Source organism: Streptomyces sp. NPDC056373 (assembly GCF_042262425.1).
In the GTDB taxonomy this organism is placed as follows: domain Bacteria; phylum Actinomycetota; class Actinomycetes; order Streptomycetales; family Streptomycetaceae; genus Streptomyces.
Map to the genome: position 1 here is coordinate 1 of NZ_JBHJPX010000005.1, position 26,128 is coordinate 26,128.

Annotated in this window: 26 protein-coding genes; 11 read left to right on the forward strand and 15 right to left on the reverse strand. The window is 70.8% G+C overall.

The window, feature by feature from the left end; all coding sequences use genetic code 11:
- Positions 1-467: 467 nt before the first annotated feature.
- Positions 468-1,109: a DNA-3-methyladenine glycosylase gene (locus ACFCXS_RS11440; RefSeq protein WP_376643035.1), complete on the reverse strand. Its 642-nt coding sequence runs from the start codon at positions 1,107-1,109 to the stop codon at positions 468-470.
- Between the two features lie 144 nt (positions 1,110-1,253).
- On the opposite strand from ACFCXS_RS11440, the gene ACFCXS_RS11445 reads away from it, so the two are divergent.
- The 3 genes from ACFCXS_RS11445 to ACFCXS_RS11455 all read left to right on the forward strand — a co-directional run bounded on the left by ACFCXS_RS11445 (position 1,254) and on the right by ACFCXS_RS11455 (position 3,331).
- Entirely contained in the window at positions 1,254-2,036 is a 783-nt protein-coding gene (locus tag ACFCXS_RS11445; protein ID WP_234850249.1) for a sporulation protein, read from the forward strand.
- 40 nt (positions 2,037-2,076) lie between these two features.
- On the forward strand, positions 2,077-2,616 hold the full coding sequence (locus tag ACFCXS_RS11450; protein WP_376643036.1) for a YbhB/YbcL family Raf kinase inhibitor-like protein: 540 nt from the start codon (positions 2,077-2,079) through the stop codon (positions 2,614-2,616).
- Positions 2,617-2,824: 208 nt separating this feature from the next.
- Positions 2,825-3,331: an HNH endonuclease gene (locus ACFCXS_RS11455; RefSeq protein WP_351626267.1), complete on the forward strand. Its 507-nt coding sequence runs from the start codon at positions 2,825-2,827 to the stop codon at positions 3,329-3,331.
- 118 nt (positions 3,332-3,449) lie between these two features.
- Here the strand turns inward: ACFCXS_RS11455 and ACFCXS_RS11460 are convergent, their stop codons facing one another.
- From ACFCXS_RS11460 to ACFCXS_RS11470, 3 genes are all read right to left on the reverse strand, one after another.
- Complete coding sequence (locus ACFCXS_RS11460; RefSeq protein ID WP_376643037.1) at positions 3,450-4,400, reverse strand: SPFH domain-containing protein; 951 nt, start codon at positions 4,398-4,400, stop codon at positions 3,450-3,452.
- A 133-nt stretch (positions 4,401-4,533) separates the two neighbouring features.
- Positions 4,534-4,965 (reverse strand): NfeD family protein, encoded by a 432-nt coding sequence (locus tag ACFCXS_RS11465; protein WP_376643038.1) that lies wholly within the window; start codon positions 4,963-4,965, stop codon positions 4,534-4,536.
- 95 nt (positions 4,966-5,060) lie between these two features.
- Positions 5,061-5,858 carry an ABC transporter ATP-binding protein gene (locus ACFCXS_RS11470; protein WP_376643039.1) on the reverse strand — a complete coding sequence of 266 codons (798 nt, stop codon included), beginning with the start codon at positions 5,856-5,858 and terminating at the stop codon, positions 5,061-5,063.
- Between the two features lie 325 nt (positions 5,859-6,183).
- Between ACFCXS_RS11470 and ACFCXS_RS11475 the strand changes: the two genes are divergently transcribed.
- Positions 6,184-6,969 (forward strand): hypothetical protein, encoded by a 786-nt coding sequence (locus ACFCXS_RS11475; protein WP_376643040.1) that lies wholly within the window; start codon positions 6,184-6,186, stop codon positions 6,967-6,969.
- Between the two features lie 249 nt (positions 6,970-7,218).
- Here the strand turns inward: ACFCXS_RS11475 and ACFCXS_RS11480 are convergent, their stop codons facing one another.
- The 3 genes from ACFCXS_RS11480 to ACFCXS_RS11490 form a co-directional block, all read right to left on the reverse strand.
- Positions 7,219-7,461 (reverse strand): chaplin, encoded by a 243-nt coding sequence (locus ACFCXS_RS11480; protein WP_376643041.1) that lies wholly within the window; start codon positions 7,459-7,461, stop codon positions 7,219-7,221.
- A 154-nt stretch (positions 7,462-7,615) separates the two neighbouring features.
- On the reverse strand, positions 7,616-8,257 hold the full coding sequence (locus ACFCXS_RS11485; RefSeq protein WP_362243036.1) for a response regulator transcription factor: 642 nt from the start codon (positions 8,255-8,257) through the stop codon (positions 7,616-7,618).
- The gene (locus ACFCXS_RS11490; protein ID WP_376643042.1) at positions 8,250-9,395 is read right to left on the reverse strand and encodes a GAF domain-containing sensor histidine kinase; all 1,146 of its coding nucleotides are present in this window, start codon (positions 9,393-9,395) and stop codon (positions 8,250-8,252) included. The genes ACFCXS_RS11485 and ACFCXS_RS11490 overlap by 8 nt, the downstream gene beginning before the upstream one ends.
- Positions 9,396-9,740: 345 nt before the next feature.
- Here ACFCXS_RS11490 and ACFCXS_RS11495 point away from each other — a divergent pair, with 345 nt between their 5' ends.
- The 3 genes from ACFCXS_RS11495 (at position 9,741) to ACFCXS_RS11505 (ending at position 12,550) form a co-directional block, all read left to right on the forward strand.
- Positions 9,741-10,439, forward strand: a complete 699-nt coding sequence (locus ACFCXS_RS11495; RefSeq protein ID WP_376643043.1) for an SDR family NAD(P)-dependent oxidoreductase — start codon at positions 9,741-9,743, stop codon at positions 10,437-10,439.
- A complete protein-coding gene (locus ACFCXS_RS11500; protein WP_376643044.1) occupies positions 10,436-11,479 on the forward strand; it encodes an S-adenosylmethionine:tRNA ribosyltransferase-isomerase in 1,044 nt (347 codons plus the stop codon). The genes ACFCXS_RS11495 and ACFCXS_RS11500 overlap by 4 nt, the downstream gene beginning before the upstream one ends.
- Before the next feature lie 342 nt (positions 11,480-11,821).
- Entirely contained in the window at positions 11,822-12,550 is a 729-nt protein-coding gene (locus ACFCXS_RS11505) for a transglycosylase SLT domain-containing protein (RefSeq protein ID WP_376643045.1), read from the forward strand.
- Between the two features lie 91 nt (positions 12,551-12,641).
- Here ACFCXS_RS11505 and ACFCXS_RS11510 read toward each other — a convergent pair whose 3' ends face one another.
- Positions 12,642-15,164, reverse strand: a complete 2,523-nt coding sequence (locus ACFCXS_RS11510; protein WP_376643046.1) for an FHA domain-containing protein — start codon at positions 15,162-15,164, stop codon at positions 12,642-12,644.
- Positions 15,165-15,405: 241 nt separating this feature from the next.
- On the opposite strand from ACFCXS_RS11510, the gene ACFCXS_RS11515 reads away from it, so the two are divergent.
- Entirely contained in the window at positions 15,406-17,376 is a 1,971-nt protein-coding gene (locus ACFCXS_RS11515) for a streptophobe family protein (RefSeq protein ID WP_376643047.1), read from the forward strand.
- Positions 17,377-17,505: 129 nt separating this feature from the next.
- Positions 17,506-18,732 (forward strand): phosphoserine phosphatase SerB, encoded by a 1,227-nt coding sequence (gene serB / locus ACFCXS_RS11520; RefSeq protein ID WP_376643048.1) that lies wholly within the window; start codon positions 17,506-17,508, stop codon positions 18,730-18,732.
- A gap of 106 nt (positions 18,733-18,838) precedes the next feature.
- Here serB and ACFCXS_RS11525 read toward each other — a convergent pair whose 3' ends face one another.
- The 4 genes from ACFCXS_RS11525 to ACFCXS_RS11540 all read right to left on the reverse strand — a co-directional run bounded on the left by ACFCXS_RS11525 (position 18,839) and on the right by ACFCXS_RS11540 (position 21,325).
- Positions 18,839-19,357 (reverse strand): histidine phosphatase family protein, encoded by a 519-nt coding sequence (locus ACFCXS_RS11525; RefSeq protein ID WP_376643049.1) that lies wholly within the window; start codon positions 19,355-19,357, stop codon positions 18,839-18,841.
- A 65-nt stretch (positions 19,358-19,422) separates the two neighbouring features.
- Positions 19,423-19,629 carry a hypothetical protein gene (locus ACFCXS_RS11530; protein ID WP_376643050.1) on the reverse strand — a complete coding sequence of 69 codons (207 nt, stop codon included), beginning with the start codon at positions 19,627-19,629 and terminating at the stop codon, positions 19,423-19,425.
- Between the two features lie 165 nt (positions 19,630-19,794).
- Positions 19,795-19,911, reverse strand: a complete 117-nt coding sequence (locus tag ACFCXS_RS11535) for an SGM_5486 family transporter-associated protein (RefSeq protein WP_268839344.1) — start codon at positions 19,909-19,911, stop codon at positions 19,795-19,797.
- Positions 19,912-19,978: 67 nt separating this feature from the next.
- On the reverse strand, positions 19,979-21,325 hold the full coding sequence (locus ACFCXS_RS11540) for a CynX/NimT family MFS transporter (RefSeq protein ID WP_376643051.1): 1,347 nt from the start codon (positions 21,323-21,325) through the stop codon (positions 19,979-19,981).
- A 70-nt stretch (positions 21,326-21,395) separates the two neighbouring features.
- On the opposite strand from ACFCXS_RS11540, the gene ACFCXS_RS11545 reads away from it, so the two are divergent.
- Complete coding sequence (locus ACFCXS_RS11545) at positions 21,396-22,088, forward strand: FadR/GntR family transcriptional regulator (protein WP_376643052.1); 693 nt, start codon at positions 21,396-21,398, stop codon at positions 22,086-22,088.
- Between the two features lie 231 nt (positions 22,089-22,319).
- On the opposite strand, the gene ACFCXS_RS11550 is transcribed toward ACFCXS_RS11545, so the two are convergent.
- The 3 genes from ACFCXS_RS11550 to fabG form a co-directional block, all read right to left on the reverse strand.
- A complete protein-coding gene (locus ACFCXS_RS11550; protein ID WP_376643053.1) occupies positions 22,320-22,670 on the reverse strand; it encodes a hypothetical protein in 351 nt (116 codons plus the stop codon).
- Between the two features lie 161 nt (positions 22,671-22,831).
- The gene (fabI, locus tag ACFCXS_RS11555; protein ID WP_344459382.1) at positions 22,832-23,599 is read right to left on the reverse strand and encodes an enoyl-ACP reductase FabI; all 768 of its coding nucleotides are present in this window, start codon (positions 23,597-23,599) and stop codon (positions 22,832-22,834) included.
- A gap of 5 nt (positions 23,600-23,604) precedes the next feature.
- Complete coding sequence (fabG, locus tag ACFCXS_RS11560) at positions 23,605-24,324, reverse strand: 3-oxoacyl-[acyl-carrier-protein] reductase (protein WP_376643054.1); 720 nt, start codon at positions 24,322-24,324, stop codon at positions 23,605-23,607.
- Positions 24,325-24,595: 271 nt separating this feature from the next.
- Between fabG and ACFCXS_RS11565 the strand changes: the two genes are divergently transcribed.
- Entirely contained in the window at positions 24,596-26,122 is a 1,527-nt protein-coding gene (locus ACFCXS_RS11565; protein ID WP_376643055.1) for a TldD/PmbA family protein, read from the forward strand.
- Positions 26,123-26,128: the final 6 nt, after the last annotated feature.

The following is a 26,128-nucleotide window of genomic DNA, read 5'->3' on the forward strand; positions in this document are numbered from 1 at the left end:
CTGGCGTTGACTTTTGGCACGCTGTTGAGTTCTCAAGGAACGGTCGCTTCCTTTGTACTCACCCTCTCGGGCTTTCCTCCGGGCGCTTCCCTTCGGTCTTGCGTTTCCGACTCTATCAGATCTTTCCGACCCGATTTCCTCGGTGCTTTCCAGGTTCCCGCTTCCGCGTTTCCCTTTCCGGCGGTTCCGACTTTACCAGATCCTTTTCCGATCCGATTCCCTGTCGGTGGGATTTGCCGTTCGGCCCGGGCTTTCGCTCGTCGGCCTTTCGACATTCACTACGTTAGCGGATTCCCCTTGCAACTCATAATCGAGTCTGTCGGCGCCGAATTCAGGCATGCGGGCACGTCGAATTCGCCCCTGCTGAGGGGAGTCACTAGGTAGTTGGTTTGGCCGCTTCCGGCTGCTGGCGATCGCCATACCCGGTTCAACGGCTCGGGCTACATTACGCACCTCGGCAGGGCGCGTCAACTTCGGCGGCGCCTCGGGACATGGGCTCGATACGGGCTCACGGTCGGGTCGTCGGCGACCCAGAAACGCCAGGGGTGCACGGCACCCTCGCCGCCGACGCCGGTCCGGGGTCCGTTGAGCACCTGGTCGGAGGGCACGGGCGTGCCGGTCAGCATGCGGAGCGGAGTGTCTTCGGAAGTGCACGCGTCCGTGCCGTCCAGGGAGCGGTCCACGTTCAGGGCGGTGGCCAGACGGGCCGGTCCTTTGGCCAGTTCCTTGTCGTTACGGGCCGAGAGTCGACGGGTGCGGGCCAGTTCGGCGCCCTCGACGACCTCGCCTGCGCGGAGCAGGACCGCACTCGCCTTCCCCTCGGGGCCGCAGACCAGGTTCATGCAGAACCACATGCCATAGGTGAAGTAGACGTACACGTGTCCGGCCGGGCCGAACATCACGTCGTTGCGGGCCGTGCGGCCGCGATAGGCGTGGGAGCCGGGATCGTCGGCGCCGTCGTAGGCCTCGACCTCGGTGAGGCGGAGCGCGATCGGACCGTCCGGGGTGCTGCGTACCAGGATGCGGCCGAGGAGGTCGGGGGCGACATCGAGGACGGGCCGGTCGAAGAACTCCCTGGACAGGGGCGTACGGTCAGGGGTCGCGATCATGGCGTCCGAGGGTACTGGAGATGGGTGGTGCCGCGGGGTGGCCGCCGGGCACCGGCCTTGCCAGGGTGAGGCATGGAACCGGCCACGGCCGGATCGCGTTTGTATGGATCAAGGATCCACCCGTTGTGGGCGAGAGGGAGAGACATGGCGTTCAAGAAGCTGCTCGCGAGCCTGGGGGCCGGCGGGGCTTCGGTCGAGACGGTGCTGCACGAGGTCAACGTCGTCCCGGGCGGTGTCGTCCAGGGTGAGGTGCGTATCCAGGGCGGCTCCGTCAACCAGCAGATCGAGGGGCTCTCGGTCGGGCTGCAGGCCAAGGTCGAGGTGGAGAGCGGCGACCAGGAGTACAAGCAGGACATCGAGTTCACGAAGTCGCGGCTGGGTGGCGCGTTCGAGCTTCAGGCGGGCGCGGTGCACGCGGTGCAGTTCGGTCTCGAGATCCCGTGGGAGACGCCGATCACGATGATCGACGGTCAGGCTCTGCGCGGCATGAACATCGGGGTGTCGACCGAGCTGGAGATCGCGCGTGCGGTGGACTCCGGTGACCTGGACCCCGTGAACGTGCACCCGCTGCCGGCGCAGAAGGCGATCCTCGACGCGTTCATCCAGCTGGGCTTCCGGTTCAAGAACGCGGACATGGAGCGCGGTGTGATCCGGGGTACGCGGCAGCGGCTGCCGTTCTACCAGGAGATCGAGTTCTACCCGCCGCAGCAGTACCGCGGGCTGAACCAGGTCGAGCTGAGCTTCGTCGCCGACCAGAACGCCATGGACGTGGTGCTGGAGATGGACAAGAAGCCGGGGCTCTTCAGCGAGGGCAGCGACACCTTCCGCTCCTTCCAGGTGGGTCTGAACGACTACCAGGGGACGGACTGGACCGCGTACCTGAACCAGTGGCTGTCGGAGGTCGGCAGCAAGCGCAACTGGTTCTAGGCTCGGGGGCGACTGCACAAAACGATCAGGAGGTACCGAGGTGACCGAGCTCAAGCGGCGGCCGCTCCCCCACGACTTCCATCCGCCCGTCGCGTCGTTCACGGTGACGAGCGAGGACATCGAGGAAGGCGCGACGCTCAAGGACGCTCAGGTGCACGCGGCCGGCAACACTTCGCCGCAGCTGCGGTGGGAGGGTTTCCCGCCCGAGACCAAGAGTTTCGCTGTGACCTGCTACGACCCCGACGCCCCGACGGGCAGCGGTTTCTGGCACTGGGTGCTGTTCGACATCCCGGCGTCGGTGACCGAGCTGCCGGTGGGTGCGGGCAGTGGCAGGTTCGAGGGTCTGCCGGAGGGCGCCGTGCACGCGCGCAACGACTACGGCGGCAAGGAGTTCGGCGGGGCCGCGCCGCCTCCGGGGGACGGTCCGCACCGCTACGTCTTCACGGTGTACGCCGTGGATGAGGAGAAGCTCGGACCGGACTCGGACGCGTCACCCGCCGCGGTCGGCTTCAACCTGCGGTTCCACACGATCGGGCGGGCCCAGCTGATCGGTGAGTACGAGGTGCCCGCCGAAGGCTGAGCAAGCCGCCCGAAATCCCGGCGTTCATGGAACGTTTGCCCGCTCCTGGTCTTGGAATTGATCAGGAGCGGGCATTTTTGTTGCCGGGGGCCGCGGGGGTCACCCCCCGTGAGAGCAGCAGATATTGCGTTGTCCATCTCGGCGTGCCCGGCCAGAGTTGATCCCAGCCCGCCAGGGGGTGGGCCGGTGCACGGGAGGTGGGCTGGTTATGCGGGACACGCTGGTGCTGAACGCGAGCTTCGAGCCGCTGTCGACGGTGACGTTGAACCGAGCCGTCGTTCTGGTGCTCCAGGACAAGGCCGTCGTCGAGCAGGCCCACCCCGAACTGCGGATGCGGGGAGCCGCGGTCGACATACCGGCGCCTCGGGTGATCAGGCTCTGCCAGTACGTACGGGTGCCGTTCCGAAGACGAGCGCCGTGGTCGAGGCGGGGTGTGCTGGTCAGGGACCGGCACCGGTGCGCGTACTGCGGGAGGCGGGCGACGACCGTCGACCACGTGGTGCCGCGGTCGCAGGGGGGTCAGGACACGTGGCTGAACACGGTGGCATCGTGTGCGGAGGACAATCACCGGAAGGCGAATCGGACTCCTGTCGAGGCGGGTATGCCGCTGCTCCGGGAGCCGTTCGAGCCGACGCCGGCTGATGCGATGCTCCTGGCTCTGACACAGGATGACTTTGCGGCGCTGCCGGATTGGCTGGCGCTGGACGCGGCGTGACCGGTCGCCGTGGGGCCCTGGTGGTTCGTCGGCCGCGGGTTGAGTGTGGTTGTTCGCGCAGTTCCCCGCGCCCCTGAAAGGAAGGGGGGTCGCGGGGAACGTTGCGTGGTTGGTGCTGTCAGTCGATCGACGGCTTTTCGCGGCGTTCCTGGGCGGGGACGCCGCCTCCGCCGTTGCCGCCGGAGCCGCCGCCGATGCCGCCGAAGTTGCCCATGGCGCCGGAGAGGCCCTTGAGGGCGTCGCCGATTTCGCTGGGGACGATCCAGAGCTTGTTGGCGTCGCCTTCGGCGATCTTGGGGAGCATCTGGAGGTACTGGTAGGACAGGAGCTTCTGGTCCGGGTCGCCGGCGTGGATGGCCTCGAAGACCGTCCGGACGGCCTGGGCCTCGCCCTCCGCGCGCAGGGCGGCGGCCTTGGCCTCACCTTCGGCGCGCAGGATCTGGGACTGCTTCTCGCCTTCGGCGCGCAGGATCTCGGACTGCCGGACACCTTCGGCCTGGAGGATCGCGGCGCGCTTGTCGCGGTCCGCGCGCATCTGCTTCTCCATCGAGTCCTGGATGGAGGTGGGCGGTTCGATCGCCTTGAGCTCGACGCGGTTGACGCGGATGCCCCACTTGCCGGTGGCCTCGTCGAGGACTCCGCGCAGGGCCGCGTTGATCTCCTCGCGGGAGGTGAGGGTCCGCTCCAGGTCCATGCCGCCGATGATGTTGCGGAGCGTGGTGACGGTGAGCTGCTCGATCGCCTGGATGTAGCTGGCGACTTCGTAGGTCGCGGCCCGGGCGTCGGTGACCTGGTAGTAGATGACGGTGTCGATGTTCACGACCAGGTTGTCCTGGGTGATCACCGGCTGGGGCGGGAAGGGCACGACCTGTTCGCGCAGGTCGATGCGGTTGCGGATGGTGTCGATGAACGGGACGACGATGTTGAGGCCCGCGTTGAGTGTCCGCGTGTAGCGCCCGAAGCGCTCGACGATGGCCGCGCTGGCCTGTGGGATGACTTGGATCGTCTTGATCAGGGCGATGAAGACCAACACCACCAGGATGATCAGGACGATGATGACCGGTTCCATCGTCGTTCCCCGTGTCCCTTCTCCGCTTCGGCGTCTTCGGCAGATCTTATGGTTGTCGAAGATCTTGCTGGTCGAGTCTGACAGACCGTCGCGTGGCTGGCGAGGAGTTCCGCCCCCGTTACGTCCTGCGAGGTCACATGACGATCGCGGTGGCTCCTTCGATGTCCACGACATCCACTTCCTGGCCTGCTTCGTAGGCGTGGCCGGTGTCGAGAGCGCGGGCCGACCAGACCTCTCCGGCGAGTTTGATCCGGCCGCCGGAGCCGTCGACGCGTTCCAGGACGACGGCCTGTCTGCCCTTCAACGCGTCGACGCCGGTGGCGAACTGGGGTCGCTGGGCGCGGTGCCGGTTCGCGATGGGCCGTACGACGGCGATGCCCGCGGTCGAGATGACGGCGAAGACCGCGACCTGGGCGACGGCTCCGCCGCCGAAGACGCCGGTGACCACCGCCGCTGCGATGGCGCCCACCGCCAGCATGCCCAGTTCGGGCATGGCGGTCACCACGAGCGCGATGCCGAGCGCTGCCGCGCCGATCAGCCACCACAGCCAAGCGTCGATGTCCACCTGGTCATGGTAGGTCCGCGGACCGTGTCGACGACAGGGCGCCCGTGGTGTGAAATCCCGTTCTTACCCTGGGAATTGCGCGTTGGCGGGCCGGGTCAGGACAGCGGGAGGCCCTGGGCGGTCCAGCGCTCGCCCGACTGTTCGACGACGAGCGGGAGGCCGAAGCAGAGGGAGAGGTTGCGGGAGGTGAGTTCGAGCTCCAGCGGTCCGGCGGCGAGGACCTTGCCCTGGCGGATCATGAGGACGTGGGTGAAGCCCGGGGGGATTTCCTCGACGTGGTGGGTGACCATGAGCATCGAGGGGGCGATGGGGTCGAGGGCGAGGCGGCCGAGGCGGCGGACCAGGTCCTCGCGGCCGCCGAGGTCGAGTCCGGCGGCGGGCTCGTCGAGCAGGAGCAGCTCGGGGTCGGTCATCAGGGCGCGGGCGATCAGGGTGCGCTTGCGCTCGCCCTCGGAGAGCGTGCCGAACCGGCGCTCCAGGTAGTCGCTCATGCCGAGGCGGTCGAGGAAGGCGCGGGCGCGCTGCTCGTCGATCTCCTCGTAGTCCTCGTGCCAGGTGGCGGTCATCCCGTACGCGGCGGTCAGGACCGTCTCCAGGACCGTCTGGCGCTTGGGGAGCTTCTCGGTCATGGCGATGCCGGCCATGCCGATGCGGGGGCGCAGCTCGAAGACGTCGGTGCCGGGCCGGCCGAGGGTCTCGCCGAGGATGGCGGTGGTGCCCGAGCTGGGGAAGAGGTAGGTGGAAGCGAGGTTGAGGAGGGTGGTCTTGCCGGCGCCGTTCGGGCCGAGGATGACCCAGCGCTCGCCCTCCTTGACCGACCAGGAGACCTGGTCCACCAGAGCCCGGCCCTCACGGACCACGGATACGTCCTGAAGCTCCAGAACATCGCTCATGAGCGCGTTGTCTCCCCTTGCAGTGTGGCCGGTCTCGGCTGTCGCGTAAGCCTGTGGCTCGGTCCGCCGCGCCGGTGGGCGCAGCCCTCCATGAAATCTACGCCACCGGTCGACCGGGGCATTCCCTCGGGCCGGTCCTTGGAGGGGGCAAGGGTTCTTCTGATGGATTCCGCGGGAGGAGGAGCGGCGTTCGGTGCGTGGTCTCGGCGTGCCGGGCGGAAGCCCTCGTAGCGGAGCTACTAGGGCTTTTGTCCGGTGCGGTGAGAGTGCGTACCGGGCGTCGCGACGCCGCGGAGATCCATCAGAAGAGCCCTAGGGTGGAGGCATGCTCTCGGAACCACGTGCTGGACGTCTCGCAGCTTGGGGAAATGCCCTTTTGGCCGGACTTGTCTCACCGGACGACGCGGTTCTCGCCATCGTCGGCGAGGACGCGGTGCACCGGGTGGAGGGGCTGCCGGGTGAGTCGGGTCAGGTCGGGCTGACACTCGCGCTCGGGCGGTTGCGGACGCTCGGGGTGAGCGGGCTGCGGGTGGCGTTGCCCGCGCCGGGGCATCCGCTGGGGCTGAGCGGACCGCCGGAGTTCAACGCGCGGGCGCTGGAGGCCGAGGAGGCCGTGGTCTGTCACGGGGCGGCCCACGGCTTGGTGCCGGACGTGTACGAGGCCGGACCGGTGGGTGTGCAGGTCGAGGTGGTGTGGCATGTGCTGCCCGTGCGGGAGGCGCCGCCCGCGGATGTGCCGTCGCTGAGTGAGGCGGAGCGGGAACTGGCGGAGGCACTGCGGGAGGCGACCGAGGTGTTGACGCGGCTGGATGTAGCCGGGTCGGGGCCGGTGGCGGAGGCGGCGATCGATGCGTACCGGGCGCGGGCCGAGCAGGGTCGGGAGATGCTGGCTCCGGGGTATCCGCCGCGGGCGGTCCGGGTGCTGGAGCTGGCGCAGCGGGTGGGGACGCTGATCGCCGTGGCGACGGAGAGTGGGCACGGGGGTGCGGTGAGTTCGTCCGAGATCTCGGCGCGGCGGGAGGCGTTGCGGCCGGTGGAGCGGACGGCTCGGCGGGCGCAGGTCGCGGCGTACAACTCCGTTGTGGAGGAGCGGGAGCGGGGGGTGCGGTGACGGTTACCTGTGTGGTGCTCGGCGTGGGTGCTGGGGGCTGGTGGGTGCGCAGCCCGGTGTAGCGGGGTGCCGCTGCGCCCACCCTCCCCCAGGCTCTCGGCTTCGCTCAAGCAGAGGGGACCCCCATCGCCCTTGGCGGCACGCATCCCCGCAGCTAGGCGGTTGCGCACGCCCGTTGCCATGCCGAACGGCCTCCCGGTGGGGGCCGGGAGGCCGTTTCACCTCCGGCTCGGAGACGGAGGTGGGGCGTCAGTGGTTGACGGCGAGGTTGCCGAAGGCCGGGTTCAGGATGCCCACGACGTTGATGCTGTTGCCGGACACGTTGACCGGGACGTGCACCGGGGCCTGGACGACGTTGCCCGAGCCGACGCCCGGGGAGCCCACGGCCTGGCCGTCGGCGTGCGCGCTGGTGGCGGAGGCCATGCCCGCGCCGGCGGCCAGCAGGCCACCCGTCACCATCGTCACGGCCGCTGCCTTCTTCAGGTTCTTCACTTCTGAGCCCTCCTAGCGATTGCCGCGGCAGGCGCCGCAGCACGCTCTGGAGAACGGCGGAGATCCGTCGAGGTTGCGCCATCCGGGGGACGTTCCCACGACAGTATGAATCTCGGTCCGGAACGCAACCTTCCGCGTTGCCGTGGGGTGAGCGTCAGCCGGTCACGCCATGGCGAACGGCCCACAGAGCGGCCTGCGTTCGGTCGGACAGGTCGAGCTTCATCAGGATGTTCGACACGTGGGTCTTGACCGTCTTCTCGGACAGCACCAGCGCGCGGGCGATCTCCCGGTTGGAGCGGCCGTCCGCTATGAGGCCGAGGACCTCACGCTCCCGCTCGGTGAGCGAACCGGCCCGTGTGGTGCCCGTGTTGGTCTCCTCCTGCGCCAGCAGCGCGCCGGCGACCTCCGGCTGGAGGAGGATGTGCCCGGCGTGGACCGAGCGGATGGCTCCGGCGAGGGCGTCGGGGTCGACGTCCTTGTACACATACCCGGCGGCGCCCGCGCGCAGGGCCGGGACCACCGTGCGCTGTTCGGTGAAGCTGGTGACGACCAGCACACGTGCGGGGTTGTCCAGCTCTCGGAGTCTGCGCAGGGCGTCGACGCCGTCCATGCCCGGCATCTTGACGTCCATGAGGATGATGTCGGGCTTCAGCTCCTCGGCGCGGTCCACTCCTTCGGCGCCGTCCGCCGCCTCTCCGACGACCTCGATGTCGTCCTGCACTTCGAGGAAGGTGCGCAGGCCCCGGCGGACGACCTGGTGGTCGTCGACGAGCAGCACCCTGATTGCGTCAGCCACCGGGGACCTCCATCTCGATCACGGTGCCCTTGCCGGGCGCCGATTCCACGGTCAACGTGCCGCCGGCACCGCTCGCCCGGTCCCGCATCGAGACCAGGCCGAGGTGGCGTCCCGCGCGGCGGACCGCGCTCGGGTCGAAGCCGCTCCCGTCGTCCGTGATCCGCAGGACGGCTCCGCCGCCGCGGCGGTCCAGGGTCACGTCGACGTGGCCGGCGCCGGAGTGGCGAAGGGCGTTGTGCAGGGCTTCCTGGGCCACGCGCAGGAGGGCTTCCTCCTGGGAGGCGGGCAGGGCCTTCACTCCGTGGCCGGCGAAGGTGACACGGGCGCTGTGGGCCCGGTCGAGGACCTGGATCTGCGTGCGGAGGGTGGCGACGAGGCCGTCCTCGTCGAGGGCGGCGGGGCGCAACTCCACGACGGCCGCGCGCAGTTCGTCGGCCGCCTCGGCGGCCAGGACGGCCACCTGCTGGAGTTCGCCCTTGGCGCGGGAGGGGTCGCGGTCCACCAGCCGGGCCGCGGCCTGGGCGGTCAGGCGCAGGGAGAACAGCTTCTGGCTGACCGCGTCGTGCAGTTCGTGGGCGAGGCGGGAGCGCTCCTCGGCGATGGTGAGTTCACGGCTGCGTTCGTAGAGGCGGGCGTTGGTGAGGGCGATCGCGGCGTGCTGGGCGAGGATGCCGAGCAGTTCCTCGTCGTCCTCGGTGAAGCCGCAGCCGCCTTCGGGCCGCTCGCAGTTCTTGTTGGCCAGGAACAGTGCTCCGATGACCTCGTCGCCGTCCCGGATCGGCAGGCCCAGGAAGTCGACCAGGTCGGGGTGGGCCTTCGGCCAGCCCTCGAAGCGGGGGTCCTGGCGGACGTCGGCGAGGCGCTCGGACCTGGCCTCGTGCAGCATCGCGGCGAGGATGCCGTGCTGGCGCGGGAGGGGGCCGATGGCCTTCCACTGCTCCTCGCTGACGCCGTCGACCACGAACTGGGCGAAGCCGCCGTGGTCGTCCGGGACGCCCAGTGCGGCGTACTGCGCGTCGAGCAGCTCGCGGGCCGAGGCGACGATCGTCTTGAGGACGTCGCGCACCTCGAGGTGCCTGCTCATGGCCAGCAACGCGGAACTGACCGCGGCGAGGCCGGACCGGGGGCCGTGACTCATGACCTCACGGTACCGGCGGGCTGTGACAGCGCGGATCGGACCGCCGGCGGCGGGGCGCCCGGTCGGTGGGCCCAGGTCGCGCGGCCGAGAGGCCGGACCCCGAGGCCCACCACCCGGTCGGTGGGCCTAGGTCGCGCGGCCGAGAGGCCGGACCCCGAGGCCCACCACCCGGTCGGTGGGCCCAGGTCGCGCGGCCGAGAGGCCGGACCCAGGGGCCCGGGTCCCGGGGCGCCGGGCCCGCGACGTAGGGCGAAGGGACCCGGTGGAGTGCGGCCGGCGTCCGAAGCGGTCCGGGCGGGCCCGTTCCTAGGTTGAGGGCAAGCGATCACGACGAGGGAGCTGACCATGCCGGTTGCGATCATCACCGGGGCCTCGAAGGGCCTGGGCCGTGCCCTTTCCGAGGCTCTGGCCGGGCGGGGCTGGGACCTGGTGCTCGACGCCAGGGGGGCCGGGACGCTGGCGGACACGGCCGAAGCCCTGTCCGCGCACGGGACACGGGTGACAACCCTGCCCGGGGACGTCACGGACGCCGTTCACCGTTCGGAGCTGGTGGCGGCGGCCCGGCGGCTGGGCGGGGTCGACCTGCTGGTGCACAACGCGAGCGCGCTGGGTGCCGAGCCGCTGGTCAGGCTGGCGGAGCTGCCCGTGGACGGGCTGCGCCGGGCGCTGGAGGTGAACCTGGTCGCGGGGCTCGGCCTGGTCCGGGAGGCGCTGCCGTTGCTGCGGGCCGCGCGCGCGGGCGCTGTCGTCGCGGTCAGCTCGGACGCGGCCGCCGAGGCGTACGAGACCTGGGGCGGGTACGGGGCGTCCAAGGCGGCCCTGGACCATCTGATGGCCGTGCTCGCCGTGGAGGAGCCGGGGCTGCGGGTCTGGGCGGTGGATCCCGGGGACATGGCCACGGACCTGTACGCGGCGGCCGTACCGGACGACCGGGAGGCGCGGCCCGAGCCGGCGACGGTGGTGCCGGCGTTCCTGCGGCTGCTGGACCAGCGTCCGGCGAGCGGGCGGTACGCGGCTCCGGCGCTGCTGGACGAGGCCCGATGACACTGCGGGTGCGGGTGCCGGAGGAGCTGTCGGCGCGGGTGCCGGTCGAGCAGCGGGGCCCGGGGCTGGAGCGGGACGCCGTACGGATGCTGGTGTCGCGGGGCGCCGAGGTGGCGCATCACACGTTCCCTGAGCTGCCGGGGCTGCTGCGGGCCGGGGACCTGCTCGTGGTCAACACCTCGGCGACGCTGGCGGCGGCCGTGGACGGCTGGACCGGGCACGCGCGCGTGGTGGTGCATTTCTCGACGCGTGGGGACGACGGCCGCTGGGCGGTGGAGCTGCGGGAGCCCGACGGGCGGGGCACCACGCGTGCGCGTGCGGGCGGGCCCGCGGGCAGGGAGGTGTGCCTGCCGGGGGGTGTGCGGCTGGTTCTGGAGGAGCCGCTGAGCGGGCGGAGCGAGCGGCTGTGGTGGGCGCGGGTGTCGGGGGCCGGGGTGCCGGGGCTGCTGCGGGAGTACGGGCGGCCCGTTCGCTACGCCTACACGGAGCGCGACCAGCCACTGTCCGTCCACCAGACGGTGTTCGCGCTGCCGTCGGCGGACGGGACGGGCAGTGCGGAGATGCCGAGCGCGGCGCGGCCCTTCACGGCACGGACGGTGACGGAGCTGGTGAGCCGGGGGGTGCAGTTCGCGCCGGTCACGCTGCATACGGGGGTGGCCTCGGCGGAGGCGCACGAGCCGCCGTACCCGGAGCGGTTCGCGGTGCCGGAGCCGTCCGCGCGGCTGATCAACGCCGCGCGCGCCGGTGGGGGCCGGGTCGTGGCGGTGGGGACGACCGCGGTGCGGGCGGTTGAGTCGGCGGCGGGCGCGGACGGCGCCGTGCGCGCCGTTGCGGGGTGGACGGATCTGGTCGTCACGCCGGAGCGCGGGGTGCGGGTGGTGGACGGGTTGCTGACCGGGCTGCACGAGCCGGAGGCCTCGCATCTGCTGATGCTGGAGGCGGTCGCGGGGCGGGTGGCGGTCGAGCGGGGATACGAGGCCGCGCTGCAAGGCCGCTACCTGTGGCACGAGTTCGGGGACGTGCACCTCGTGCTGCCCTGAAAAGGCCTCACACAGAGCATCGCTTGTGCAACGCGTCGTAAGACTGATCTCAGGGCGATGTGAGCCCTCGCATAGGACCCACGTCACGTACGAAAGTGCGTAGGAGACAAAGCCCCACCTTTTGAGCGGCGCAGACGGCCCAGTCTGCCCCGATTTGACCCTCCCTGATCCACTATCTCCTTTCGTACGTCACACCTTTGCCACGCCATTTTGCGGCCGCTAAGAATTGCTGACGTCGCTCAGCGCCGTGGGTTCACCTCCGCGGCGTTCGTGTCGGAAACACACCGAGTCCAACGCCGGACGCCGAGCGACTCCCGCGCTATTCGAAGAGGTCCACGCAGCATGCCCAAGAACATCTTCAGCCGTGTTCAGAGTCGTAGCCTGACCCGTCACCACAAGATCGCCATGGCGGGTGTCGCCACCCTCGGCGCCGCCGCCATCGGGTTCTCCGCGGTGCCGAGCGGTGCCTCGACCAAGACCACGACCGAGGCCGCTCAGCCGGCTGCGGTGGCGTACAGCAACCAGCAGATCAAGGACGTCAAGGCGAGCGTCACGGACCAGATGGCCGGCGCCACCCTGAAGGCCGAGCAGATCGCGGCGCAGAAGAAGGCCGCCGCCGCGACCGCCGCCAAGAAGAAGGCCGCCGCCGCGGCGGCGAAGAAGAAGGCCGAGGCCGCGCGCCAGGCCAAGGAGGCCGCGAGCCGCGCCGCCAAGCGCGCCGAGGCCAAGAAGGCCGCCGTCAAGACCTACCCGAACAACCTCGACGGCTGGATCCGCGAGTCGCTCGCCATCCTGAAGAAGCACGACATCCCGGCGTCCTACGACGGCATCCACCGCAACATCATCCGGGAGTCCTCGGGTAACCCGAAGGCGATCAACAACTGGGACATCAACGCCATCAACGGCATCCCGTCGAAGGGTCTGCTCCAGGTCATCCCGCCGACCTTCAAGACCTGGCACGTCCCCGGCACGTCCTGGAACATCTACGACCCGGTCGCCAACATCACCGCCGCCTGCAACTACGCGGCCGACAAGTACGGCTCGATGGACAACGTCGACAGCGCGTACTGAGGTCGGCGCGGACCTCTGCTCGCTGTACGGAACGCCGAAGGGCGGCACCCACCTGACGGGGTGCCGCCCTTCGGGCGTCGTGGAGCGGGGACTACTTGCGCATGACCTCCGGCTCGTGGCGACGCAGGAAGCGGGCCACGAAGAAGCCGCAGATCACGCCGAGGACGAGGAGGGCGCCCATGTCCATGGCCCAGGCCCCGACCGTGTGCTCCCACAGCGGGTCGTTGTCTCCGGCCGTCTCGGGCGGGCTGATCTTGTTGAAGTCCAGCGTGGCACCGGAGGCGGCGACCGCCCAGCGCGACGGCATCAGGAACGAGAACTGGTTGACGCCGATCGAGCCGTGCAGAGCGAACAGGCAGCCGGTGAAGACGACCTGGATGATGGCGAACATCACCAGCAGCGGCATGGTCTTCTCCGCGGTCTTCACCAGCGAGGAGATGATCAGGCCGAACATCATCGCGGTGAAGCCCAGCGCCATGATCGGCACGGAGAGCTCCAGCAGCGTGGCGTTGCCGAAGACCAGGCCCTCCTCGGGGATCTCCCGGCTGGAGAAGCCGATCACGCCGACCAGCAGGCCCTGGAGCACGGTGATCATGCCGAGCACGAACACCTTGGACATCAGGTACGCCGAGCGCGAGAGGCCGGTCGCGCGCTCCCGCTCGTAGATGACCCGTTCCTTGATCAGCTCTCGGACCGAGTTCGCCGCACCGGCGAAGCAGGCGCCGACCGCGAGGATCAGCAGGACGGTGGTCGCCGTGCCGTTCGGGATGATCCGGCCGGTCTGCGGGTTGGCCGGGTTCGGCAGCAGGCCCCGGTCGGCGTCGATGAGCAGACTGACCGCGCCGAGCACGGCCGGCAGGATCACCATCAGGGCGAGGAAGCCCTTGTCGGAGGCGATCACCGAGACGTAACGCCGGACAAGCGTGACGAACTGCGACATCCAGCCCTGCGGCTTCGGCGGCTTCATTGCCTGCATCGGCGGAACCTGTACGGACTGCGGAGCGACGGCGTCGATGTCCGCGGCGTACATCTGGTAGTGCTGCGAGCCCTTCCAGCGGCCCGCCCAGTCGTAGTCGCGGTAGTTCTCGAAGGCGGAGAAGACATCGGCCCAGGTGTCGTAGCCGAAGAAGTTCAGCGCCTCGTCGGGCGGGCCGAAGTAGGCGACCGAGCCGCCCGGCGCCATCACCAGCAGCTTGTCGCAGATCGCCAGCTCGGCCACCGAGTGGGTGACGACCAGGACCGTGCGGCCGTCGTCGGCCAGGCCGCGCAGCAGCTGCATGACGTCGCGGTCCATGCCCGGGTCGAGGCCGGAGGTCGGCTCGTCCAGGAAGATCAGCGACGGCTTGGTGAGCAGTTCCAGGGCGACCGAGACACGCTTGCGCTGGCCGCCGGACAGGGACGTGACCTTCTTGTCCTTGTGGATGTCGAGCTTGAGCTCGCGCAGCACCTCGTCGATGCGGGCCTCGCGCTCGGCACCGGTGGTGTCCGCCGGGAAGCGCAGCTTGGCCGCGTACTTGAGGGCCTTCTTGACGGTCAGTTCCTTGTGCAGGATGTCGTCCTGCGGGACCAGACCGATGCGCTGGCGCAGCTCGGCGAACTGCTTGTAGAGGTTCCGGTTGTCGTACAGCACCTCGCCCTGGTTGGCGGGGCGGTAGCCGGTGAGCGCCTTGAGCAGGGTCGACTTGCCGGAGCCGGAGGGGCCGATGACCGCGATCAGCGACTTCTCCGGGACGCCGAAGGAGACGTCCTTGAGGATCTGCTTGCCGCCGTCGACCGTGACGGTCAGGTGACGTGCGGAGAAGGACACCTCACCGGTGTCGACGAACTCCTCGAGCCGGTCGCCGACGATGCGGAACGTCGAGTGGCCCACGCCGACGACATCGGCCGGTCCGAGCAGTTGCGAGCCGCCCTTGGCGATCGGCTGGCCGTTGACGTACGTGCCGTTGTGGGAGCCGAGGTCGCGGATCTCCATGCGCCCGTCGGGCGTCGCGTGGAACTCGGCGTGGTGCCGGGAGACCTGCAGGTCGGAGACGACCAGCTCGTTCTCCAGGGCACGGCCGATGCGCATCACGCGGCCGAGGGAGAACTGGTGGAACGTGGTCGGGCTGCGGTCGCCGTGGACCGGCGGAGCCCCCGCGGCACCGCCGGAACCCTGCTGCTGCGGAATGTGCGCGGCCTGCTGCGGCTGCTGCCAGCCGGCCTGGGGGGCCTGCTGCTGCGGCGGCTGCTGGGCCGGAACCTGCTGACCCCAGCCGGGGTTCGCGCCCTGCGCCGCGTACGGCTGCTGCTGGGGCTGGGCCTGCGGCGTGGCGACGGAGGCCGCGGCGCCGGACAGGTTCAGGCGCGGGCCGTCGGTCGCGTTGCCCAGATTGACGGCCGAGCCGGCGCCGAGCTCCATCTGATGGATGCGCTGGCCCTGCACGAATGTGCCGTTGGTGCTGCCGTGGTCCTCGATGACCCAACTGCGGCCGTTGAAGCTGACCGTGGCGTGACGCCAGGAGACCCTGGCGTCGTCGAAGACGACGTCCCCCTGCGGATCACGTCCGAGGGTGTATGCCCTGGACGGATCGAGCGTCCAGGTACGTCCGTTTGATTCCAGTACGAGTTCCGGCACTCCATGCCCCACTGAGTTGTCCCCCGAGTTACCCCCGACATGGGGAGTCTAGGGATGTCGAACATCGGGGGGAACTATTTCAGTAGCGGCCCCCTGACCGAAAGTCGGGCCTTGTGAAGACCGCGTTCGGACGCATCGGCGGATTCCGTTGACGGGGTTGAAACCGGGCCGGAGAGTGGTATTTCGACGCGAGGGGGACATGCGTGGTGTTCCCGTCGTGCAGCGGATCGGGGGGTCTGCCATGAGTGCTGCCGCAGGGGCCGGGACGGCGAAGGGTCACGGGCGCGTGCCGTGGGGGGACGTGCTGGTGTCCGCCGTGGCCGCCGTGAGCTGGGCGTTGATCGGAATGGCGGGGACGGCGGCGCTGGGGTTGCGGCTGCTTCAGGCGGACACCGCGGGGTCGTTGGGACCGATGACCGCGGCAGTGGTGGCCCTCGGGGCGGGTGGTTCGGTCACGCCGTCCGGGGATGTGTCGGTGTTCGGCCTGTCGGGCGCCGAGGCGGACACGGCCATCGAGATCACGCCACTGGGGGTGAGCCTGGTCGGGGCGGTGCTGCTGGCCTGGTTCTTCCTGCGGTCCCTGCGCGGGGCGGGAGTTGTGATCGCACCGTCCGAACTGCTCGCGCGGGCGGGGTCGGTGGTGGTGCTGTTCGTGGCGATGCTGGGCGGGCTGGCGTGGGCGGGGCACGACGTCATCACGATCGACGGGGGGTCGCTGGGGCTGGACGACGTCACCGGCGGGAGCGGCAGCGTGCAGATCCCGGGGCTCGGGGACATCGGGGGGCTGCTGCCGGACCGGCTCGGCGACCTGGTCGACGCGCAGGCCGCCGTCGGCTTCACGGTCGACACCGCCCCGACCCTGCTCGGTGGGTCGGGCTGGTCGGCCGGGGTCCTCCTCGTCGCCCTGCTGGCCTCGCGCCGTACGCCGTTGCCGCGGGGCTGGGAGACCGTGCACCGGGCCGTGCGGCCGGCCGTGTCCGCGCTGGTGACCGTGCTGCTGGTGGCGGTGGCGGCGGGATGCGCCGCGGCGGCGTACGCGGCGGTCGGCGACGGCCATCCCCGGCGCATCGTGGGTGCGGCGCTGCTCGGGGCGCCGAACGGGGTGTGGCTGGGGGTGCCGCTCGGTCTGTTCGTGCCGTGGGACGGTCGCGCGACGGGTGAACTGACCCGGTTCCTGCCCGGCCCCCTGGACGAGCTGCTCGGCGCCGGGGCCGACCGGCCGGTGACGCTGGGCCGGCTGGCCGAACTGGACGGTCGGGTGTGGCTGCTGGGGGTGGCGGCGGCGCTGATGATGCTGCTGGCGGGCGTGCTGGCAGCGGTACGGACGCCGGTCGGGGCGGCGGACGGCACCCTTCGTTTCGCCGGGCGGTGTGCGCTGGGGGTGGGTGTCGCGACCGCCCTCGCCCTGCCTTTGCTGGCCTGGCTCACGGACGTGTCCGTGACCGCGTCCCTGTCCGTGCTCGGCTTCGACGCCTTCGGTGCGGGCATCCAACTGCACGGCGACCTCGGCGCGGCCCTGCTGCTGGGCGGAGTGTGGGGCGCGGGGGCGGGAGCGGCCGGGGCGCTGCTCGCGTGGGGGTGCGGTGCTGCGGGGCGCAGGGCTACGGCGTCGGCTCGGGGTGAGGGGCCGGCCGGAGCCGGTGGGGCAGCGGGGTCGCCGGGCACGGTGTGGGCCGGGCGCGAGGCTCGGGCCGGAGAAGCCGGGCAGGTGCGGGCCTGGGGTGCCTCCGGAGCGGCGGGGCGAGGCGATGGGGCCGGGCAGGGGTGGCCGGGGACCGGCGGCGCGGTGCCACCCGGATACGCCGCCGGGGCCGGGCAGCCCGGGGAGCGAGGCGGGTGGGTGCCGCAGGGTGAGGGGGCCGGGCCGTACGCGCCCGGTATGCCGTACCGGCCGCCCGATCCGGGCACCAACCCCTACCTCCGGGTGCCGGAGGAGCTGCGCGAGCCGCGGGACGCACGGCCTCCAGGGGCGGAGCGCCCCTCCGGCGCCGAGCCCGGGCCCGGGTGCGACGCCGGCCGGGACGACGAGCCCCCGGCCCCGGGCGACGTCTACAGCGCGCCCACCGTCGTACGGCCGGTAGGGCCGCCACCGCGTGGCCCGCGGCAGTCGCCCGGGCCGCGCAACGGCAACGGGCCGCCCGCGCGTCCGGACGACGGCCCGCCGCCTCCCCCGCCCCCGCCCCCGCCGCGGAAACCGCGGGGCGGGAGGTGACCGGTGAAGGCGCTGGGCACCGAACCGGTACGTAGAATTCACGTCATCCACGCGCCATGCAGTGTTCGTTGTCCGCCAGACGGACCTCGGGGGTGACAGGTGCCGCGCGCCGGATACGGTGGAACCACCATGAGCGCTTCGCAGACCTCGTCTTCCGACGTCCCTGCCGACGTCCCCACCCTCCTTGTGAAGATCTTCGGCAAGGACAGGCCGGGCATCACCGCCGGCCTCTTCGACACCCTGGCCGCCTACTCCGTCGACGTCGTCGACATCGAGCAGGTCGTCACCCGTGGCCGGATGGTGCTGTGCGCGCTCGTGACCGAGCCGCCCCCGGGCGTCGAGGGAGATCTGCGGGCGACCGTCCACAGCTGGGCCGAGTCGATGAAGATGCAGGCGGAGATCATCTCCGGCCTCGGCGACAACCGGCCGCGCGGTCTGGGCCGCTCCCTGGTCACCGTCCTCGGGCATCCGCTCACCGCCGAGGCGACGGCCGCGATCGCCGCGCGGATCACGAAGACCGGCGGGAACATCGACCGTATCTTCCGGCTCGCCAAGTACCCCGTGACCGCCGTCGAGTTCGCCGTCTCCGGCGTGGAGACCGAGCCGCTGCGCACCGCCCTGGTGACCGATGCCGCGCGGCTCGGTATCGACGTGGCGGTCGTCGCCGCCGGTCTGTACCGGCGGGCGCAGCGCCTGGTCGTCATGGACGTCGACTCGACGCTCATCCAGGACGAGGTCATCGAGCTGTTCGCCGCGCACGCCGGCTGCGAGGACAAGGTCGCCGAGGTGACGGCGGCCGCGATGCGCGGGGAGCTGGACTTCGAGCAGTCCCTGCACGCGCGCGTGGCGCTGCTGGAGGGGCTGGACGCCTCGGTCGTGGACAAGGTGCGCAGCGAGGTGCGGCTGACACCGGGCGCCCGCACCCTGATCCGTACGCTGAAGCGGCTCGGCTACCAAGTGGGCGTGGTGTCGGGTGGATTCACCCAGGTCACGGACGATCTGAAGGAGCGGCTCGGGCTGGACTTCGCCCACGCCAACACCCTGGAGATCGTCGACGGCAGGCTGACGGGCAAGGTCACCGGCGAGATCGTCGACCGTGCGGGCAAGGCGAGGCTGCTGCGCCGGTTCGCGGCGGAGGCGGGTGTGCCGCTGTCGCAGACGGTGGCGATCGGCGACGGCGCCAACGATCTGGACATGCTGAACGCGGCCGGTCTCGGTGTCGCCTTCAACGCCAAGCCGGTGGTGCGCGAGGCCGCGCACGCCGCGGTGAACTTCCCCTTCCTCGACACGGTCCTGTACCTGCTGGGCGTCACGCGCGAGGAGGTCGAGGCGGCGGACACCCTCGACATCGTCTGATCGCCTTCTCGACTCGCGTCGATCCGACCAGGAGGGGCCCGTCGCCGCACCGGCGCCGGGCCCCTCTGTCACGTGGTCATGCGGTCACGCGGTCACGCGGAGGTCGTCACTCGGCCGGCGCCCAGTAGTCCCGCAGCGTGGCCACACCCGGCTCCAGGCTCTTCCACGCGCCGCCGAACGACAGCACGGCGAAGGCGGCGGCCGGGAAACCGCGGCGGGTCATGCGCTCCCTGGCCTCGTCCTCGCCCGAGCCCGCCAGGATGTCGGCGAGTCCCTGGATCCCCGGGTTGTGCCCGATCATGAGGACGTTCTGCGCGTCGTCGGGGGTCTCGTTGAGCAGGGCGATCAGCTCGCCCGGCGAGGCCTCGTAGATCCGCTCCTCGTAGACGGTTTTCGGCCGCTGCGGGAACTCCTGGACGGCGAGCTTCCATGTCTCCCGGGTCCGGACCGCGGTGGAGCACAGCGCCAGGTCGAAGGCGATACCGGTGTCGGTCAGCCTGCGCCCGGCCTCCGCCGCGTCCATTCGGCCCCGGTCGGCGAGGGGACGCTCGTGATCGGTGACCTGTGGCCAGTCGGCTTTCGCATGGCGGAAGAGGACAATCCTGCGGGATTCTGCGACGCTCATGAGATCCAGCTTCGCATGAAACACGCCACCTGGCGCAGGGAGTTGACCACCGGCTTCGGCCGTGATCAGCGGGCTGTCAGCTGCTGGATCCGCTCGAAGAGGTGGGTGATCACCGGCTCACCGGTGGCCGCGTGCGCGTCGGAGGGGTTCAGGATCAGGGCGAGCAGCGCGGAGAAGGCGAGCACGGGCAGGGCGAGAGCCCACCAGGGCAGCCGCCCGGCGGCACCGGCCCGGGTCGCCGGGTGGAGCCGGGTGTGCGTAGGGGCCGACATGGGTGCCTCCGCTCTTCGAGTGGTCGGTGACCGTCCCGCGGTCACACACTTGAAGCTACGGAATCAGCGGCAGCCGACCCATCCGGTGATCCACCCACTTGACCCTGACCCTCACCCCCTAGGGGACAGGGGGGTTACCCCCACCCATGGCCGGGCGGGCGCCGGTCATGGCGAGGCGATGGTCGCGATGACGGCGATGACGACGAAGATCGCGAAGAAGGCGCCGAACACGAGCAGCATCTTCTTCTGACCGTGCTGGGGATTCGGGTCGAGCACTGGCATGGGGAAAGTGTCCCACCCCGGCGGATGCCGGACGCCGCGGGGGTGGCCTCCCTCCCCCGGGCGTGGCTCAGCGGGCCGCCTCGTCCTCCACCGTGCGGTCGCGGCCGGCCAGGAAACCGACGGCCATCTGCGGGATCATCAGGGCGCTCATCAGCGCGATCGGCAGGCCCCAGCCGCCGCTGTGCTGGTAGAGGACGCCCACCAGGAGCGGTCCGGGGATGGAGATCAGATAGCCGGTGCTCTGTGCGAACGCCGACAGCTGGACCACGCCCGGGCCGGTCCTGGCCCGCATGCCGACCATGGTCAGGGCGAGCGGGAAGGCGCAGTTGGCGACGCCGAGCAGCAGGGCCCAGGCCCAGGCACCGGCTGCGGGCGCGAGGTACAGCCCGGCATAGCCGGCGAGGCCGCACAGTCCCAGGGCCAGCACGATCGGGCCCTGGTGGGGCAGCCGGGTGGCCAGGCGGGGTATGACGAAGGCGAGGGGCACGCCCATCACCATGGTGACCGCCAGCAGCAGCCCAGCGGTGCCGGCGGGCACACCGGCGTCCCGGAAGATCTGCGCCATCCAGCCCATGGTGATGTAGGCGGCGGTGGCCTGGAGCCCGAAGAAGACGGCCAGGGCCCAGGCGGTCCGGCTCCGTGCCATACGCAGCCGAGGCGTCTCCACGCGCGCGTGCTCCGTCGGAGCCGGAGCCGGGCTCCGCGTCGGCGTCGCCGCCTCTGCGGCCTCCTCCCCCGCCCCGGGTGGCGTGACGTGTCCCCGGACGAAGGGCAGCCACGGCAGGACGGCCGCCACGGCCAGCCCCGCCCACAGGGCCAGGCCGGTCTGCCAGCTGCCGCCGAGGGCGTCGGTCAGGGGCACCGTGACCGCGGCCGCGACGGACGTGCCGAGGGCGAGGGCCATCGAGTACAGGCCGGTCATGGAACCGACGCGGTCGGGGAACCAGCGCTTGACGATGACCGGCATCAGGACGTTGCTGACCGCGATACCCATGAGGGCCAGGGCGCTCCCGGCCAGGAAGCCGGGCGTGCCGCCGGCGAACGGGCGTATCAGCAGGCCGGTGGCGATGGCGGCCATGCCGGCGCACACCACCGCGCCGGGCCCGAAGCGGCGTGCGAGCCGGGGGGCCATGACGCCGAAGACGGCGAAGCACAGCGGCGGCACCGAGGTGAGCAGCCCGGCGACGCTGCCGCTCATGCCGAGCCCGTCGCGGACCTCTTCCAGGAGGGCGCCGAGGCTGGTGATGGCGGGACGGAGGTTCAGCGCGGACAGCACGATGCCGAGGACGAGCAGTCGCGTCGTCCACGCGCGCGGGGAGGCGCCGCCCGGTGTCCCGGGCTCGCGCGTGGCCGGGCTGCGTACGGTCGGGGGTGTTGTCGTCCGGGTTTCCTCACGAGGCATGAGACCCATCATAGAATCATAGGATGATTGACTGTCCACTCCCTGGCTGCCCCCGGGCGCCCCGGTCGTGCGAAGGTGTGCCATGCCCTTGAGCCATCCCCGTCGCTCGGCCCTGTCCGAGCAGGTCATCGCCGCGCTGCGGGCCCAGATCACCTCGGGCGAGTGGCCGGTCGGATCCCGGATCCCGACCGAGCCGGAACTGGTCGAGCAGCTCGGTGTCGCCCGCAACACGGTCCGTGAGGCCGTGCGCGCCCTGTCGCACAACGGGCTGCTGGACATCCGCCAGGGTTCCGGCACGTACGTCGTGGCGACGAGCGAGCTGGCGGGCGTGATGCAGCGGCGGTTCGCCGAGGCCGACCCCCGGCACATCGCCGAGCTGCGCTCCACGCTGGAGTCGGCCGCCGCCCGGCTGGCCGCCGAGCGGCGTACGGAGAAGGACCTGAAGCAGCTCGACGCACTGCTGCTGCGGCGCGAGGAGGCCTGGGAGTCGGGCGACAAGGAGGCGTTCGTGACCGCGGACGCGACCTTCCACCTGGCCGTGGTGTCGGCCTCCCACAACGATGTCATGACGGCCATGTACGCGGATCTGGGCGAGGTGCTGCGGGACTGGCTGCGCGAGGACGTCGGCGAGAGGCTGACCCCGGAGACGTACATGGACCACGGGCGGCTGCTGGAGGCGATCCGCGCGGGCGAGACGGACACGGCAGCCGCGGAGGCCGCCCGCTACCCGTTCCTGTGCCGCCCGGGCGGGATCGGCTCGCCCAGCCGCGACTGACCCACACGTCGACGTCAGCTCCCCGCCGGTGACCGACCCACACGTCCGGCTCAGCACCCCCGCCGGTGACCGACCCACCCGTCGGCTCAGCACCCCCGCCGGTGACCGACCCACCCGTCGGCTCAGCACCCCCGCCGGTGACCGACCCACCCGTCCGGCTCAGCTCCCCCGCAGGTAACCGACCCACCGTCCGGCTCAGCTCCCCCGCCGGTGACCGACCCACCGTCCGGCTCAGCTCTCCCGCCGGTGACCGACCCACACGTCGGCGACTTCTTTCCAGCACCGTCCCGTCAGCCGCACCGTCTGCGCGGGGCCGGCCTCGATCGGAGCGCTGTCGGTGTCGATGTCCCACCAGCGCGCGCACTCCACGTGCAGGCTCACACGGTCGGTCTCCGGATACGGGTTGTGGCAGTACACGAGCACCTTGGAGCCGGTCACACGGATCCGGCAGGCCGCGCCGAACGGGTCCGGGGACGCGCGCTCACCGGCGGGCACGCGCGCGTGGGGCACCGCCTCGTACGCCAGGGTCAGCAGCAGCACGACGGCGAGGGACACTGAGGCCGTTCGGCGGGACAAGCGCACAAGGGGACCTCCTCGGCCGTGCTGGGGAGGGGCTCGCGTGGTGAACGCGTACTCAACAGTGCCCGGTCAGAGGCCTCCCCCGCCCGGCCGGCTGAGCCGAACGGGCGACGCCCCGCTCCCCGCGCGCGGCGGGAGACGGGGCGTCGGAGACGTGCGGGAGATCAGGCTCCGATGGCGTGCAGACCGCCGTCGACGTGGACGATCTCGCCGGTGGTCTTCGGGAACCAGTCGCTCAGCAGGGCGACGATGCCGCGGCCGGCCGGCTCGGGGTCCTTAAGGTCCCACTCCAGCGGGGAGCGGCTGTCCCACACCGAGGCCAGCTCGCTGAAGCCCGGGATGGACTTGGCGGCCATGGAGCCGATCGGGCCCGCCGAGACCAGGTTGCAGCGGATGTTCTGCTTGCCCAGGTCACGGGCCATGTAGCGGCTGGTGGCCTCCAGCGCGGCCTTGGCCGGGCCCATCCAGTCGTACTGCGGCCAGGCGAACTGCGCGTCGAAGGTGAGTCCCACGACGGAACCGCCGTTCTGCATCAGCGGCAGGCAGGCCATGGTCAGCGACTTCAGGGAGTACGCCGAGACGTGCATGGCGGTGGCGACGGACTCGAACGGCGCGTTCAGGAAGTTGCCGCCGAGGGCGTCCTGCGGGGCGAAGCCGATGGAGTGCACGACACCGTCGAGGCCGCCCAGCTCCTCGCCGACGAGGTCGGCGAGCCGCCCGAGGTGCTCGTCGTTGGTCACGTCCAGCTCGATGACCTTGGTGGGCTTGGGGAGCTTCCTGGCGATGCGCTCGGTCAGCGTGGGCCGCGGGAACGCGGTGAGGATGACCTCGGCGCCCTGCTCCTGGGCCAGCTTCGCGGCGTGGAAGGCGATGGAGGCCTCCGTCAGCACACCGGTGATCAGGATGCGCTTGCCCTCGAGAATTCCGCTCATGGTGATCAGTGACCCATTCCCAGTCCGCCGTCAACGGGGATGACGGCTCCAGTGATGTACGAGGCGTCGTCGGAGGCGAGGAACCGCACCGTCGCGGCGACCTCCTCGGGCTGGGCGTACCGGCCGAGCGGAACCTGCTTCACGATGTTCTCGCGCTGCTCGTCGGTGAGCGCCTTCGTCATGTCCGTGTCGACGAAGCCGGGTGCGACGACGTTGAAGGTGAGGTTGCGCGAGCCCAGCTCACGGGCGAGGGAGCGCGCGAAGCCGACCAGGGCGGCCTTGGAGGCGGCGTAGTTCGCCTGGCCGGGGCCGCCGTACAGACCCACGACCGACGAGATGAGGACCACGCGGCCCTTCTTGGCGCGCAGCATGCCGCGGTTGGCGCGCTTGACGACGCGGAAGGTGCCGGTGAGGTTGGTGTCGACGACCGAGGTGAAGTCCTCCTCGGACATGCGCATCAGGAGCTGGTCCTTGGTGATGCCGGCGTTGGCGATGAGGACCTCGACGGGGCCGTGGGCCTCCTCGATCTCCTTGTAGGCCTGCTCCACCTGCTCGGCGTCGGTGATGTCGCACTTGACGGCCAGGCAGCCCAGGTCCGCCAGGGCGGCCGGCGGCTCGCCCGAGCGGTACGTGATGGCGACCTTGTCGCCGGCATCGGCGAAAGCGCGGGCGATGGCGAGGCCGATGCCCCGGTTGCCTCCGGTGACGAGAACCGAGCGGCTCAACGGATCACCCTTTCGATAGCGGTCTGGATATCCGCCCTGGCACCTGGACGACAGGCGGTGATGACAGGCGGCTTCCTCGAAAACCTATCGGTCCGGGCAGGCCCGCGGACAATCGGGCACCGACAGTGGCGTAGGGGACTACCTGTCGGGTCTCTACAGAAAGCCGCGAACCCGGCTCGGGAAAGTCGTGGCCCGCGCGGTGGATGGGCGACATGATCGGAGCAGTCACGACGCACGGCAACCACGGTCACCTCGACAGAAAGAGACGGCGGTGCCTCATACCATCGACGAGGCCTTCACGGCCCTCCCCCTACGCGCCCTCGCCGACGCGGCCCTCGCACGCGCGCGTGCGCTGGGCGCCGAGCACGCGGACTTCCGGTTCGAGCGGGTGCGGGGCGCCTCCTGGCGGTTCCGGGACGCCAAGCCCGCCGGGTCGTCGGACACCACCGACCTCGGGTACGCGGTGCGGGTGGTGCACGGCGGTACGTGGGGCTTCGCGTCCGGCGTCGACCTCACCATGGACGCCGCCGCCAGGGTCGCCGGGCAGGCGGTGGCGATGGCCAAGCTGTCCGCCCAGGTGATCAAGGCGGCGGGGTCGGACGAGCGCGTGGAGCTGGCCGACGAGCCGGTGCACGCCGAGAAGACGTGGATCTCGTCGTACGAGACCGACCCCTTCTCCGTGCCCGACGAGGAGAAGGCCGGGCTGATCGCCGAGTGGAGCGCGCGACTGCTGGCGGCCGACGGGGTCGACCACGTGGACTCCTCGCTGCTGACGGTCCACGAGAACAAGTTCTACGCCGACACCGCCGGGACCGTGACCACGCAGCAGCGGGTGCGGCTGCACCCGGTGTTCAACGCGGTGTCGGTGGACGAGTCGAGCGGCGAGTTCGACTCCATGCGCACCCTCGCGCCGCCGGTGGGACGCGGCTGGGAGTACCTGACGGGCACCGGCTGGGACTGGGAGGGCGAGCTGGAGCGGATCCCGGAGCTGCTCGCCGAGAAGATGCGCGCGCCGAGCGTGCGCCCCGGCCTGTACGACCTGGTCGTCGACCCGTCCAACCTGTGGCTGACCATCCACGAGTCGATCGGGCACGCCACCGAGCTCGACCGGGCGCTCGGCTACGAGGCCGCCTACGCCGGCACCTCCTTCGCCACGTTCGACCAGCTGGGCAAGCTGCGCTACGGCTCCGAGCTGATGAACGTCACCGGTGACCGCACCGCCGAGCACGGCCTGGCCACCATCGGGTACGACGACGAGGGTGTCGCCGGCCAGTCCTGGGACCTGGTCAAGGACGGCACCCTCGTCGGCTACCAGCTGGACCGGCGGATCGCGAGGCTGACCGGCTTCGCACGGTCCAACGGCTGCGCCTACGCCGACTCCCCCGGACACGTGCCGGTGCAGCGCATGGCGAACGTGTCGCTGCGGCCGGACCCGGCGGGGATGTCGACCGAGGATCTGATCGGCGGCGTGGAGCGCGGCATCTATGTCGTCGGCGACCGGTCCTGGTCGATCGACATGCAGCGCTACAACTTCCAGTTTACGGGTCAGAGGGCATACATGATCCGGAACGGCCGCCTTGAAGGGCAGGTTAAGGACTTTGCATATCAGGGGGTCACCCCCCAGTTCTGGGGCTCCATGGAAGCAATCGGAGGCCCCCGGACTTACGTACTAGGAGGGGCCTTCAACTGCGGAAAGGCCCAGCCGGGGCAGGTCGCTTCCGTGTCGCACGGATGCCCGTCCGCATTGTTTCGGAGTGTGAATATTCTGAACACTGCGAACGAGTCCGGCCGCGCCTGAGAGGTC